This window comes from Pseudomonas simiae, from assembly GCF_900111895.1.
GTDB classification, from domain to species: domain Bacteria; phylum Pseudomonadota; class Gammaproteobacteria; order Pseudomonadales; family Pseudomonadaceae; genus Aquipseudomonas; species Aquipseudomonas simiae.
Map to the genome: position 1 here is coordinate 228,445 of NZ_FOKB01000005.1, position 14,921 is coordinate 243,365.

Sequence of the window (14,921 nt, forward strand, 5' to 3'; positions counted from 1 at the left end):
TGCAAAGTGCAATTGATTTGCACGGCAACGTTAATGAACCTCCGTAAGGGATGACATGAACACGGCTGTTCCCCCAAGGCAGTGGTTGAGGTCCATGAGCCTCATTGGAGTAGTCATTGACTACCGCCAGCAATAAGGACTTATCGACCGTTCGATTTGCAACCAAATTGTGGAGAATCAGTGATGCAAGTGTTACCCCTGCGAGTGCTGGTGCTTGAGGGCCAGCTTTTCCAGCAAATTGTCACCGTCAACCTGTTGAAGGAGCTTGGCTGTCAGGAGGTGTTTAGTGCATCCAATGGTGATCAGGCTCTTGAGACGCTACAGCGGGTAGGCCCCGTGGACATTGTTGTATGTGACCTTCGAATGGAAGGCATAGATGGCCTGGAGTTCCTGCATCGCGTAGCCCGAGCCGGCCTAGTGGGCACGGTAATACTTAGCAGTACCTTGGCGAAGGACATGCGCGAAGCCGCGCGGCAACTGGTGAAACTACTGGGATTACCCCTGTTGGGAGACTTGGAAAAACCACTGCGCGGCGAAGCCTTAAGCGAGCTTTTGCTCAAACACTTGAGCGATCCTAGAATTGGACCAACGAGTTTCAAATCCTTGGAGGTAGCGCAAACCAGCGAAGTCCGGTCGGCTATGAGTCGTCAACAAATGGAGACGTATTTCCAGCCCAAAGTCAATTTGCTTAATGGTGATGTCATCGGCGTCGAGGCGCTTACTCGGTGGAATCATCCGACCCAAGGCGTGGTTTTACCGGCGGTCTTCATGCCTGCCATTGAAAGTTGCGGGTTGCTGAATGAGTTGTTATTCAGCCAGATCAAGCACGGCATGGCGCTGGCACGTGAGGCCTCTAACCGCGGGTATGTGTTGAATATTGCGTTCAACCTGGAACCGGTTCAGCTCTCCAATCCTGAGCTGGTGTCCATCATTCGAGGCATCTTGTGCAGCTTCGGGCTACCGGCTTCTATCCTGACATTTGAATTGACTGAAAGCGGCTTGCTCGAAGCGTCGGCTACTTGTCTGGAAAGCCTCTTGCGGTTACGTATGATGGGCTGCCGGTTATCCATCGATGACTTCGGCGTGGGTTTTTCCTCCCTACAGCGTTTGTGCCAATTGCCTTTTAACGAGATCAAGCTGGATAGGGAGTTCCTCAGAGGGCTGGGCCATGACCCGCGGAGTACGGCGGTGATCAAGTGCACACTTGAGCTAGGCAGAGCGCTTGGCATGTCGGTAGTCATCGAGGGTATCGAAAAACAAGAGCAATATCAGCAGTTGCTGGAGTTAGGTTGTGTTCAGGGGCAGGGCTATTTTTTTGCAAGACCCATGACCGGGCAAAGTTTTTTGACTTGGTTGGAAAAGCGCGCCTCCACTGGAAAGCGCGCCTGGCAGCCTGCTGAACTGGTTTAGAAGGATATAAGAATGCCCACACGCTCTTTCCGCATATTGATTGCCGATCACGACCAACTTCAACGCTTGAACATCGAGCGGATGCTCAATCACTGTGGCTACCATCGAGTAGCACCTGTCTCCTCGTTGGAGGAGTTACTGTTGATGATCGAACATACCATTGATCCCTTCGATCTGCTTCTCATCAACAGCGCATTTGTAGGGACTCCCACGCTCGACCTTGAAGCGTTCTGCCATAACTCCCCGAGCGTGCACCACGCGTTGATTTACGACGGGTTGCCCATACCGCTGCCAGACGCCGAAGGAGAACCACCGACCCGAGTGATTAAAAAGCTGCCTGGTGTTCCCGATATTGCGTTCATCAAAGGCTTTATGGACCAGATCGACTCGCCGCAGCCAATACCCGCATGCTACTTTTTTCGGACACTTGGCCGCTGACTATGTGGCGCGCGCATTCGTCAGGTTCTTCTCTACTCAGTCACAGCTCAACCCGTGCTCCTAGCGTTGGCTCTAATAACCTAGTGTGCGCACGGATCAGTGTATTGAATCGCTCTCAGGCTTCAAGCAGCTCGACAATTTCATATCGAGGTTCTTCGAAGCGTCGTGTGAAAAATTTCCAAGGCGTTTAACTGGCGGGAAAATTCGGGCAAGCCGTCAAAGCGTTTAACGATCACCGTCATTCTGATTTGATTGTTCTGCATCGTCGAATTCGTCTGCAAAAAAGCGAAGTCTGAGCAGCTGCGCGCTCGTGCGGCTCCCAATGACCCACGCAGGAATTCAAGGCCGAACCAGTAAGACAAGTCATTGAGCGCAGATACTCCGTGCGGAAACAGCCGAGCGCCTCGGTGTTTCAACCCACAGCCTCCGCAAGTAAGTTAAATCCGTGACGCCTTACAAAACCGAGAACAGGCCAGCGAACTGCTTGAAGCCATAAGCGAGATTTTACGGCTGCGAGCCCAAATGCGGCGCTTGGATGAAGAGCGCGACATATTAAGCCTGTCGGACCTCATTTCGTTGTTTGAGACTTTTCTGTTGAGTAACGCCCTTGCGCCGCTTCTGGAGTTGACTAATCCAGCGATGTAATGCGGATTAGATCAACCCGATGAGTGGCTTTCGTTTTCAAATGGTTGTCCGGTTTCATTAGATCACCAGATGTACGCGAGCTTAGGAAAAATCCTACAGAAACTCCTAGTCTTAATCCGTATGAATGTAGGCAGGCCAAAAATATAGGAGCTAGGTATGGGGTGGCAGTGGAGTGTATTTACGTTCGTGCTGACAATTAGTTGGATTGTTTTTGTAGCGCTGTGTATGTATAAATTTTAGGTTTCTCGATTGATCAGTAATTTTCATTATTAGGTTCCTCACGGAATCCTAGATATCTACCTAATTCAGTCACATATTAGAGGGAGAGATTTCAGCCATAGTCGACACCCCTATAAGAGACCTTCAGGGCTGTCTGGCCTGCTCGTAAGATAGGCTCCGCTTGCGTCGCCAGTTCGTGTCTACATGGCTCCAGAAGGGGGGGGTGTTGCAACCCGGTCCAGATTCGTCTTCATCAAAAAAATCGCTTTTTGGGTGGTGGAGAGCTTCAATATTTAACGGTATTAGTGGTCAATCCCTTAAAGGTGGGGGGCTACTATAATCGCTCAATTCGTTTCCAGCCCTAATAGTATTACTGGACTGATACAGGCTACAGCAGTATCCAAGGTTGCCGGCGGCTATTGAATATGACCTTAGCGGGCGAAAGAATTCCGGCTGTCGAGAAATCGTGCAGTAAAGAGTTGTCGCCCCTGAAAAATCTTTTGGCATGACGAGATTACTTTTCTGTACCCGGAGATTTTTCGATTTTGAAGGGATGGCGACAGGCGGCAAGCGTAATTCTACCACCCGTAGTACTAATGATATATCGCCAACGCCCAGTCAACTTAGCTTATCGGTATGAGTTCTATTCAAGGCCGTAAATCTAATGAGAGCCCGTGCGCATTATAAGATTTTCACGCGCAGCACTAAAATATCATACGAGGAACGATTGCGTATAGCTCTCAATAATGGACTGCCTTGCAGGATGTGCAAGGTTTATTGGAGAAAACAGAAGAGGGTGCGTAAAATGGAAGGAATAAAAGCTTTTATTACTCACTTATATCGTTCGTTCGACTTCCTTGTGCTGAGTAGACGTCGGGAAGAAAATAAAAAAGCAGTACCAGTAAAAGAGTGCATCATTTCCAAGTTGGCTTTAGCTTTCCTTGTGGCTGGTGGCTTTCTAGGGGCCGAGGCCGCTACTTATGCTTCTACGAACTGCGCTTCATCAGGCATAGCCTTAATGGATCAAGTAACTGCTGTCGGGACAACGGCTAACCCCGTCTTAGGATGCAACGCCAGTGGTAACGGACAAAGTGCTGTTTCCGTTAGCGGCACTGATGACCAGGGAGCTGGAGAGGGGGCCTCCGTGTATGGCTTTGACTCGTTAGCGGGCACGTGGACATCAGCATTTGAGCTTTCGAGTACGGCGACTGGTAACGGCATTACCGGGCTAGGTTTCCGAGCACTGACGCCCAGTACTGGCACAGTCGCGATACCTAAGCGGTTGGATGGCGCCGTTGTTCTAAGCAACAACTCCACCGTAGCGGCGTCGGCGCCTACCGCGAATGCCATAACCAATGACGTAACATACAACCGTGCAGGCGCGTCGCCTGCGACTGGTGGGTTGCTCGGCGTCGGCGTTCCGGGCAGCGAGCGACAGGCCACCTACGTGGCGGTGGGCAACGTCACGGGCACCAGTACCGATGCCGTCAACGGCAGCCAATTGTTCGACACCACCACAGCAGGCAGCCGCATCGGTATCACGCTCAACAGCATCGTGAACAGCGGTACGGGAGTAAAGTATTTCCATTCCAACTCGACCTCTGCCGACTTAAGTGCAATCGGCTCCGGCAGTGTGGCGGTAGGTCCATTGGCGGTCTCCAGCGGCGCCACATCCATCGCAGTCGGCAACAATGCCTCGGCCGCGGCTGCGGATAGCTCAGCTCTGGGCGCCAATTCTTCAGCGACAGGCATACGATCAATCTCAGTCGGCAATACCTTGGCGGCGGGCGCCGGCAGCATTGCGATCGGTAGTAGGGGATCGGCAAACAGCAGCTTTAAGCCTACAGCAAGCGGCTCGGATGCCATTGCCATTGGTGCCAGCAATACTCAGGCCTTTGGCCTGCGGGCGGTTTCGATCGGGCGTGATTCGTGGGCCAATGGTGATAACTCCACTGCTGTGGGTTACAACTCCGAAGCGTTAGGTCTCAACGCAGCGGCCTTTGGCACTAGCGCGTTGGCGCATTCCGACAATTCGTTAGCGCTCGGTCCTGGGACCATTGTCACTGCAGTCAAAGGGATCGCGGTAGGTAATGGCGCCAATGTCAGCACCGCCAATAGCATCGCGCTCGGCAGCGGCGCCTCTACCGCAGCTGCCTCCGTCACCACTGGCGCCACCATCAACGGCAAGGTTTACACCTACGCCGGCGGCGCACCGATAGGTGTCCTCAGCCTGGGCACCACTGGCAGCGAACGGCAGATCACTAATGTCGCGGCTGGTCAGGTTAATGGCACCAGTACCGACGCCGTCAACGGCAGTCAATTGTTCGCGACCAACACGGCAGTCAATGGCGTCGGCACTACGCTCAACAACATCGTAAGCGGCTCTGGTATCAAGTATTTCCACGCTAATTCAACCTTGGCCGATAGCACCGCGACGGGCATTGATAGCGTGGCGATTGGTCCGCAATCAGTGTCCGGTGCCGCGCAATCTCTGGCTGCAGGTGCAGGTGCTTCGGCGAATGCCACAGGTAGCGTCGCCCTTGGTAACCTAAGCAGCGTACAAGTGCTGGGCGGTGTAGCGCTGGGGCAGGGCTCGATCTCTGACCGTGCCATCGCGCCCTCAGCCGGTTTGATTCCGGTGGGCATTGGTGCCATTCGCTACGACACGTCCGATGCGACCTTGTTGGGGGCCGTGTCGCTGGGTAAATCCGGCCAGTACCGGCAGCTCACGAACGTAGCGGACGGTACTAGCTCCCAGGATGCCGTGACGTTGCGCCAACTGACCGGCGCGATTGGCTCGATCAGCACCACCGGTACGATGTATTTCCACGCTAACGTTACCAACGCGCAAGACTCGCTGTCGCTGGGGCAGGAATCGATTGCCGTAGGCCCGGCCACCGTGGTCAATGGCGATAAAGGTATCGGTATCGGTAACCAGGCCACCGTCGGTCAGGCTGCTACTGGCGGTATCGCGGTGGGGCGTAACAGCCAGGTATTGCTCGTCTCCGGTATTGCCATCGGTTCCCAGGCTGAGGCTCGGGGGGAACAGTCATTGGCACTCGGCGCTGGCGCCGTGGCCAGTCAGGCTACCAGCATTGCGCTCGGCTCAAGCTCAGTTACCACGACCGGGGCCCAAAGTGGCTACACCGCTTATGGCCTCAGCGCTCCGCAGACGTCGGTTGGCGAATTGGGTATTGGTACTGCCCTGGGTGATCGCAAAATCACCGGCGTGGCGGGCGGATCCGCACTGAACGATGCGGTGAATGTGGCCCAACTCACCTCCGTCGGTGACCGGGTGACACAGAATACCCTAAGCATCACTAACCTCGGCGGGCGGGTCACCACCATTGAGGGCAACATCAACAACATTACCAACGGCGGTGGGGTGAAGTATTTCCACGCCAACTCCACTCAACCTGATTCGGTGGCCAGTGGCGCCGACTCTCTCGCCATCGGTGGCAATGCAAATGCCTCGGGGGGCAGGGCGGTGGCCTCAGGTAATGGTGCGCAAGCAAGCGGCGTCGGTGCGGTGGCGATGGGCAACGGCGCCAGGGCGAGTGCCGACGGCAGCGTATCCGTCGGCCAAGGTGCCAGCGACAACGGCCGCGGTGCCGAGAACTACGCAGGCAAATACTCCAGTGCCAGCAACACCAGTGTGGGTACGGTTTCGGTGGGCAATGCCGCCACAGGCCAGACCCGCACGATCAGCAACGTTGCCGATGGTCGGCTGGAGACCGATGCCGTCAACGTGCGCCAACTCGATGGCGCCGTAGCCGTGTCTAAGCAGTACACCGACGATTCGCTGAAAACCGTGAACACCAACCTCGGGAATGTTACGGGTGCCATCACAGCCGTGGATAACCGAGTCACCCAGGTAGAGAGCAACGTCACCAAGGTGCAGAACGGCATCGACGGCATGTTCCAGGTGAACAACACAAGTGCCGGCGCCAAACCTTCTGCCACCGGTAACAATGCTGTAGCCGGTGGTGCAGGCTCGGTTGCTTCCGGCAATAACAGCGCAGCAGTCGGCACCAATGCCAAGGCGTCCGGGGCCAACTCCGTGGCCGTGGGTAACGGTGCCAGTGCCACGGGCAGCAACAGTACGGCCCTGGGCGCCAACTCGATGGCAGATCGTAATAACAGTGTTTCGGTGGGTACGAAGGGCAATGAACGGCAGATTACTAATGTGGCGGCCGCAACTCAGGGCACTGATGCGGTAAACTTCGATCAGCTCAATAAAAGCGTGTCGAACATCACTAACAACGTTAACGCCTACACTGACCAGCGTTACTCCGAACTCAAGCGTGACCTGAAGAAGCAGGACGACACCTTGAGCGCTGGAATCGCCGGTGCCATGGCCATGGCGAGCTTGCCACAGCCCTACTCACCTGGAGCGAGCATGATGTCTATCGGTGCAGCCAATTATCGTGGGCAATCGGCAGTCTCGTTTGGTGTGTCGACCATCTCCAAGAATGGCCATTGGGTCGGCAAACTTCAGGCTATTACTAGTACCCAAGGTGATGCGGGTATGGGCGTTGGCGTAGGTTACCAGTGGTGAGTGAGCGCGTGACTTAGTACCGAACGACCAGGCTGCACCCTTGCAGCCTGGCCGCTATCTATATCGACACAAGGCTAATGCCCTGTGTCGTTGTTCAAGCTTTCTGGATGTATCCTCCCTCTAGTGTTGCTTATAGGCTGTGCGTTTGTGCCAATTGCCTTTTAACGAGATCAAGCTGGAGAGGGAGTTCGTCAGAGGGCTGGGCCATGACCCGCGGAGTGCGGCGGTGATCAAGTGCGCACTTGAGCTCGGTAGAGCGCGTTGGTTGGAAGCGCGTGCCACTTCTGAAAAGAGCTTCTAGCGGTCTGCAAGCTACTAGCTTCGAACCAACATGCTATTGATCTATTCGACCTGCTGATCAATAGCGCATTGTTAGGGACAGCCACGCTCGGCCTTGGGGTGTTCTGACGGGATTGCCTTCAGCACATTTTAAGATCAGAACGCTTTCTCCTGGGCGATAGAGTGGATATTCATCACTCGCTTGAAATCTTCCCCGCGAACAGGCAGTGGTAAAACCTGCAATGATGGCAGGGGGCGTTTTTTCGCCCATTCATGTATTTCACGGCGTTGTTGAAAATTTACATCAGCGGTGATGATGATCAGCTCCACCGTCCGATAGCACGCGATAGAGCGCAGGCAGTAGCTGTCTCTGGGCATTTCGAAATTATCGAAGAGCAGCGTATTGAAGCGCTTTCCGGCCTCAAGAAGCTCGACAATTTCTGTCGAGGTTTTTCGAAGTGTCATGTGAAAAATGCCCAAGTCGTTTAACTGGCGGGAAAACTCGAGCAAGCCGTCAAAGCGCTTACCGATCAACGCCACTCTGTTGATCGTTCAGCCTCGTCGAAATCGTCTGCAAATGAGCGAAGTCTAAGCAGCTGCGCGCTCGCTAGGCACAAGAAACGTCTTGTTTGCTATCAGGAATAACCTGGAAGGTAGGAAGTGCGACAGGACAGTAGTGTGATGACTATCATAGGGCGATATCATTGTGACGAAAGCATTCCTAGCTAAAATCGGAATATGAATCTCACATCGGTGAATCCATGAGTAAAAAAGTCCTGATCGTCGATGATCACCCTCTTATTTGTCATGCCATTCGCCAGGCGCTGGCGACCATCGGCTTCGTACCAGTAGGAGAGACCGCTGATGGTGCAGACGCTGTTCGGATGATTGAGTCGTTGAGCCCTGACATCGTCATTCTGGATATCGGACTGGAGAGGCTAGATGGCCTGACCGTACTCAAACGGATCAGGCGGGATAAGCTTGATACACGTGTTCTTGTGTATACCTCGCAGGCAAAGGAAAACTATGCCTCGCGGTGTCTACAAGCCGGTGCGAGTGGTTTTGTCAGCAAAAATGAGTCTATTGGCAAACTGGTAAAAGCTGTCGAGACAATCGCGGATGGCTACATCTTTTTCCCGAAAGACGCTATGCCACTGCTTGGCAACGTCCAGACGAAGGCGGATTTAGAAGACCTTACCGACAGGGAATTGCAGATATTCAAAATGCTCGTCGAGGGCTTTTCCAATAGTGAAATTGCCACCCGTCTCAACTTGAGCAACAAGACTGTGAGCGGTCACAAGATCAATATTCAGAGCAAGCTTGGCGTGGCCTCTGTGATCGAGTTGGCTGACATTGCGCGTCGTCACAATTTTATTTGATTTCTCGCCGTGAATTCAGGCCCGCGTATGCGCAACTCCGTTCCGATTATCCTGCTCCTGCTTTGCCTCTGGAGCAGTATGCCGCAAGCGCGGGATCTGCAGCCTGTCGCCCGCCAATCCTTCAATGATATGAAAATCACGCTTTCCGAACCCGAGCGACAATGGCTGGTGCAGAAGAAATTTCTGGTAGTCGGGGTTTCTGAAGAACCGCTGCCGCCATATCGTATATTCGCCGAAAATCAGCAGTTCGAAGGACTGATGGCCGATTATATGGCTGCGCTGCAGCGAGAGCTGGGTGTGCCCATTCGGTTACGATCCTATGCAACGCGGGACGCCATGTATGCAGCTTTGCGTGACGGCACAATCGACATGGTCAACAATGTCAGTCGGTTGATGGCGAAAAATCAACAATTGAGTCTTAGCGCTCCTTACATCCTGACGGAGCTGGCGCTGTTTTCAGAGGCCGGCGATTTACGTGAATACAGTTCCACTGATGGGCAGACGCGGATTGCTGTATCCAATCCAATGGTTCTGGAGCTGTATATAAAAATAGGCGGCCGAGGACGATTTCAACATTATCCATCGGAGTTTCAGGCGATGGCATCAGTAATGACCGGAGAAAACGATGTCTTTCTCGGGGATACGTTAGCCACTCATTACCTGTCCAGCCAGTTATTCAGTAGCCAGTTAGTGCTCAACCAAAGCGCAACGTTGCCTGATATCGAGGTGGGTTTCGGCCTTAATCCTGGCGACAATCTATTGAAGGGAATGCTCGATCGTGCACTTGGAGGGCTGACCCGCTGCAGAATCATTGACGCCCAGCACTTTTGGGGCGATATCGAAGAGTGCAATCCCAATGAGTTTCGCAATCGGCTGACAGCTGCTGAACGAGAGTGGCTGGATAATTCCACTACTGTAAGGCTGGCGATTAGTGAAGATTTGGCGCCCTATGCCTTTTTCAACAGTCGCGGGCGCTTTAATGGAATCGCCTCGGACATCCTCGATATCATTCGGCGCAAGGCCGGGATTCATTTCGAGATCCAGCGCGTCAGCTCTATCAGTGAGGCGAATAAACTTCTCAGGCAAGGGGAAGTTACCCTGAGTATTCTACCGGAACTTCCACCGCCCTCATGGCCTTATCTGCATACTCGCCCGCTGACATCTGCACCTTATCTGTTCGTGCAGCGTCAGGGCGCGAAAAATCACGAATCCGACGCGCAAACCCTACCAGTTGTTGCGATCGCGAACGGATATATCGCCCCCCGAGTGCTCGACACTGAGTATCCGAATCTGGTTTTCAAAAAGACCGAAACCATGGGTGAGGCTTTTAAACTTGTGCGTGAAGGGAACGCCGATATGGTACTGGCGCCAGCCAATGTGGCTCGTTATTACCTGTCATACAAATATGAAAACAGCCTTAAGATTGGCGGCGTCTTCACTGGCTCTGATGCCCGGATCGTGTTCGCTGCACCGCAGGATCAGGCTTTGTTCATCTCCATTCTGGACAAGGCGATGCTGGACATCTCGCCGCGCATGTACCTACAGATTATTGGCCGGTGGCGGGCCAACTCGGCGACTGACGATAGATACTGGGAGGGCATCGCGTCGTATGTTCGGCACTCTTTTGAGGCGCTGGGAGTGTTGCTCGTTGTCGCAGGATTATTGATAGTGGCTCAACGTCGGCGCATTCGGCGCAAGCGTTTTGATCTACAACAACGGCAAATACTGCTGGACGAGCTTCAGGTTGCCAAAGAATCGGCAGATCGGGCCAGCCGCGCAAAAACCGTATTTCTGGCGACCATGAGTCATGAAATTCGTACACCCCTCAATGCAATCATCGGCATGCTGGAATTGGTGCTGACACGCAAGAGCGACACTCAACTCAATGACCAGTCGCTGCACATTGCCTATGAGTCGGCGATAGGTCTGCTCGCATTGATTGGCGACATACTTGATATTTCACGCATCGAGTCGGGCAAGCTGGTTCTGACGCCAGAGCCCACAAATATGAAGGCGTTGCTGGAGTCGGTAGGCAATGTTTTTTCCGGGCTCGCACGACAGAAGCATTTGCGCCTGACACTGGACATCGATGCACGGGCGGTGGAGCAGGTTTGGGCAGATGCGGTGAAGATCAAGCAGATCGTTTCCAACCTGTTGAGCAACGCCATCAAGTTCACCTGCAACGGCGGCATCGACCTGCGGTGTTCAGTACACGCCAGTAAGCCTTCAACACTGAACTTTCGCATCAGTGTCAGCGATACCGGAGCGGGAATACCGGCGGCCCATCTGGATGAGGTGTTCAAGCCATTTTATTTGGCGGAGGGTGCGGTCAGTGACGCCAACTCCGGCGCGGGACTCGGTTTGGCGATCAGCCAAGCTCTTTGTCAACTGATGCAATGCACTTTGCAGGTGGAAAGCAATGTGGGTAAAGGCACCACGATGATTTTTACGCTAGAGCTTGAGCGAGTAATCGTGGATGCGGCGGCGTTACCTCGTTCGAGCACAGCAGTTGTTCGCGTGGCGGATGAGTTGCTCACTGTTCTGATCGTCGAGGATCACTTGCCCAGCCAGTACTTGTTGGTTCAGCAGATTAGTTATCTAGGCCATCGTCCGCTGACGGCCAGTAACGGCCTTGAGGGGCTTGCAGCCTGGAGCGAACACGACATCGATATCGTCATTACCGATTGCAATATGCCGGAAATGGATGGCGTTGAATTGACTCGCGCCATCCGCCGGTTGGAGCAGGGCAGGGGGGTGAAACCGTGCCAGATCATTGGTCTGACAGCCGATGCGCAGCCTGGTGTGCAGCGTGACTGCGAGAGGGCAGGAATGGATCGCGTACTGGCCAAGCCGACGAATCTGGCAGTACTCAATCAAATGATCCCCAAACTTGGACACAGCCAGACATCCACCCGCGAACGACCATCATGGAGGAGCGACATTCGTGCGAGGATGGCTGAGCAAGTCAGTCTGAGCAATCAAAATGAAAGCGATGCATTGCGCCACGCTTTGGAAACGGGGGATGATCTTGCCATGAAACGTATCGCCCACAAGCTTAAGGGTACGGCTTATCTACTTAATGACAAGACGCTGCTCGCGCTTTGTGTAGAGATTGAGGAGTATGCCGCGCAAGGATTTAGTGAGGCCTTGCAAAAGACAGGGCTCTCCCTGCTCGACTGCCTGGACAGCATCAGCAAGACGCTGCGCACGATATGAAGCAGTACATGAAAATATGGTTGATATATTCGAGACGTTTCTTGGGCTGATTTCAGATCCGCCCTAAAGGCTGCGCTGGGCCATTCACATACCCTTTACGCATGATTCAAACTAGGTTTTGTCCCATGCACACTGCACTCTCTTTACAAAGCGCCGTCAGCAGCGGGCGACGTCTAACTACACCAGCCAAAGCAGATACGGTCGATGCCTCAGAGATCCGTAGAGGACTTCTATTAGGGGAGTTTAAGGCGTACGTTCAACCGAAATTCCAATTGAGCAATAATGCTGTCGATTCCCTAGAGGTTCTCGCCCGTTGGCGGCATCCAGAACTCGGATTGCTGGCACCGGCAGCGTTCATTCCAACGATGATCCGCGAGCAGTTGCTCGATGACCTGCTGTGCGAACTTCTTGATCAAGGTTTGGCAGGGCAAATTCAATTGCATGCTGGCGGGCGTGAATTAGGCGTTGCCTTCAATCTCAGTCTGATGCAGTTAGCTAATCCAGAGCTGGTCAGCCATCTGATGACGCGCCTGAAAAAACATCCTTTGCCTCTTTCGTCGGTAACACTTGAAATTACCGAGGACGGCCCAGCGGTTGCGGATGAAATATGTGTGCAGAACGCCATCCGCCTTCGCCAGCTTGGTGTGCGCCTCTCGCTCGACGATTATGGGACTGGCCATTCTTCGTTGTTTCGCCTGTGCCAACTACCATTCGATGAAATCAAGCTGGCCGGTGAATTTACGCAGCAACTTCTCCGATCATCAATGCACCGCAGCGTCGCGCGTGCAACTGTCATGCTGGCTAGAGAATCAGGCATGCGATTGGTTGTTGAAGGCATAGAAACGGAAGAACAGCGGCATTGTCTGGCGCAGAAGGGGGTGCGGATTGGTCAAGGCTATCTCTGCGCGCGCCCGATGTCAGCTGATGCTCTACTGCAATGGTTAGCGGCGTGATCCATCCTCAATGGGCGTCCGCGTAGTATTGCGGCAAGGCAATCATCCGGCGAACACACCTTCTGATCCCAGCGATAAGGTCAATGATGTCCGCGTAACTGCCTTGATAATGATTTGCGCGCACAGCTCTGAGCGCGCTCACCAGCTATGACCCGATAGAGTACCTCAACGGCTAGCCTTTAGCGTTTCAAGCATTGCCTCGGCGGCCAGGGTGTGGACTTTGCGGGTCGGGTGCCATTCATCCCAGTAGTAATGAGTATCTGGGTTTTCACACACGGGCTTGACGTCCGGATTGAATCGCCCCGGGCTCTTTAGACACCTTGCTCAGACGTACCACAAACGACGAATCCCGCTCTAGGCGGGATTCTCAGCCGTCGACTGCATGCATTCGACGGGGCAGGACTCTGTCACCTGGCACTGGGCCATCTGACTTGCATCAGAAGAGGGGTGCGATCCCAAGATCCCTGTAACCACCCTATGGTTCTACGCGCAGATGACCAATAGTCAATCCATACCCCCTGCTCAGAGCTGTTCTTAGCCGCAAGAACTCCTTAGTCGTTGAGGGTTTGAGGGATTAATAACCACGGCTGCGTTGGAGCTAAAAAGCAAAAAGGCAAAAGCCCGATCGTTGCCGGGCTTTGCAGATCCCTCTAGGAGAGATAAAGCGAAAGTGCCTCCCTGGATGAGCCAGCTCAATGGTCAGAAACAGCCGATCAAGAACGTTAGACAACCCGCGGATCGACAGCGGGCGGCCACGATCCGAGATGAACAAATAGCGATACAGCAATTTCATCGGTTTACCGTCACGCAGAGGGCGCCGGTCGCGCTGGATATAGCGCTCGTAGACCTCATACAACTGTGCGGAGATGCCTACGGTCCGCCCATGTGTTTTGAGCGCAGGCTCTTCAACGCGCGGGTCGCGGGGATCATGTTCGCGATCATTGATGCTGACATAGGCGTGCTGAGAACCTTTATTGATATCCGTGGTGTAGAGCTTCAGAAGCTCTCCGCGACGGATTCCGGTCTCCAAGAGCAATTCAATCAATAGCCAGTTACGCAGTTGCAAACGTTCCGGGAACGGATTCGCCGCAGCGCCAGGGCGAATCAGTGTGCGAACGATCTGTAGTTGCGTATCTGTCAGGCTGCGGTATCGAGTGCGATCGGGACGAGCATTGATGATATGGCTCTCAAAGCGCCGCTCAATGACGTCGGCAACATCGGCAAATACCACGTTGATGTCAGCCTGTGTGGCTGAACTCTGACGGGCGCGCGGGATGTAACGGGTGACGCACCAAGACAGGTATTTCTTCAGCAGGCGCAGGTATTGATCACGTGTTCGTGAACTGATCTGCTGAAAAAGTACAGTGCCAGCTTTGCCGATTCGGGCGATCAGATTATCGGCATGACGGCCACTTTGGAGCCAAATAGCGTAACCGTCCAGCAAAGCCAGAATCGCCTCAAAGTGGCAGGCCAATATGGCCTCATCGATATCCAGATCTCGGCTTTTGGCATAGGCGTAGAAAGCCTGGATCGCGCGCAGGTGCGCCGCAGCCGTGTTGTAAGCGCGGTGCCTGAGTTTGAGTTGGACGTAGATGAACGGAATCAGTATGGGCAACGGCGTCGCATCACCAGCTTGTACAAGCAGCGGTAGTCGTTGACCTGAAGAGAACCTGCATTGAATCAGTTTCATCGACAGCCACCTCATTCAAGGACTCGCCATGAACACGAAACACATGGCCCGTTGAGAGAGTAGACGTCAAATACGAATTGGTCGAATCAATGACTTACGTGGCTTATGAACATATCTGACATAGCACCTGGTTT

General features: G+C 53.7%; 8 protein-coding genes and 2 pseudogenes. 7 read left to right on the forward strand and 3 right to left on the reverse strand.

Translation table 11 applies throughout. The annotated features are described in order from the left end of the window. The first annotated feature begins 183 nt into the window (after nt 1–183). The 4 genes and pseudogenes from BMZ57_RS17760 to BMZ57_RS30010 all read left to right on the forward strand — a co-directional run bounded on the left by BMZ57_RS17760 (nt 184) and on the right by BMZ57_RS30010 (nt 7,270). Nucleotides 184–1,410: an EAL domain-containing response regulator gene (locus BMZ57_RS17760; protein WP_069673046.1), complete on the forward strand. Its 1,227-nt coding sequence runs from the start codon at nt 184–186 to the stop codon at nt 1,408–1,410. A gap of 12 nt (nt 1,411–1,422) precedes the next feature. Further along, nucleotides 1,423–1,848 (forward strand): ANTAR domain-containing protein, encoded by a 426-nt coding sequence (locus BMZ57_RS17765; RefSeq protein WP_069673045.1) that lies wholly within the window; start codon nt 1,423–1,425, stop codon nt 1,846–1,848. Between the two features lie 365 nt (nt 1,849–2,213). Then, a pseudogene (locus BMZ57_RS29820) lies at nt 2,214–2,403 on the forward strand (IS3 family transposase); the annotation flags it as partial. 1,114 nt (nt 2,404–3,517) lie between these two features. Continuing rightward, nucleotides 3,518–7,270 (forward strand): YadA family autotransporter adhesin, encoded by a 3,753-nt coding sequence (locus BMZ57_RS30010; protein WP_175439663.1) that lies wholly within the window; start codon nt 3,518–3,520, stop codon nt 7,268–7,270. Nucleotides 7,271–7,705: 435 nt separating this feature from the next. Here the strand turns inward: BMZ57_RS30010 and BMZ57_RS17785 are convergent, their stop codons facing one another. After that, entirely contained in the window at nt 7,706–8,089 is a 384-nt protein-coding gene (locus tag BMZ57_RS17785; protein WP_069673043.1) for a hypothetical protein, read from the reverse strand. 221 nt (nt 8,090–8,310) lie between these two features. Here BMZ57_RS17785 and BMZ57_RS17790 point away from each other — a divergent pair, with 221 nt between their 5' ends. From BMZ57_RS17790 to BMZ57_RS17800, 3 genes are all read left to right on the forward strand, one after another. Continuing rightward, a complete protein-coding gene (locus BMZ57_RS17790) occupies nt 8,311–8,928 on the forward strand; it encodes a response regulator transcription factor (protein ID WP_069673042.1) in 618 nt (205 codons plus the stop codon). Between the two features lie 27 nt (nt 8,929–8,955). Beyond that, a complete protein-coding gene (locus BMZ57_RS17795; RefSeq protein WP_254668489.1) occupies nt 8,956–12,144 on the forward strand; it encodes an ATP-binding protein in 3,189 nt (1,062 codons plus the stop codon). Nucleotides 12,145–12,269: 125 nt separating this feature from the next. Beyond that, nucleotides 12,270–13,097, forward strand: a complete 828-nt coding sequence (locus BMZ57_RS17800; protein ID WP_069673040.1) for an EAL domain-containing protein — start codon at nt 12,270–12,272, stop codon at nt 13,095–13,097. Between the two features lie 165 nt (nt 13,098–13,262). Here the strand turns inward: BMZ57_RS17800 and BMZ57_RS29835 are convergent. Further along, a pseudogene (locus BMZ57_RS29835) lies at nt 13,263–13,388 on the reverse strand (GDSL family lipase); the annotation flags it as partial. A gap of 307 nt (nt 13,389–13,695) precedes the next feature. Beyond that, nucleotides 13,696–14,787 carry a tyrosine-type recombinase/integrase gene (locus BMZ57_RS17805; RefSeq protein WP_254668488.1) on the reverse strand — a complete coding sequence of 364 codons (1,092 nt, stop codon included), beginning with the start codon at nt 14,785–14,787 and terminating at the stop codon, nt 13,696–13,698. Nucleotides 14,788–14,921: the final 134 nt, after the last annotated feature.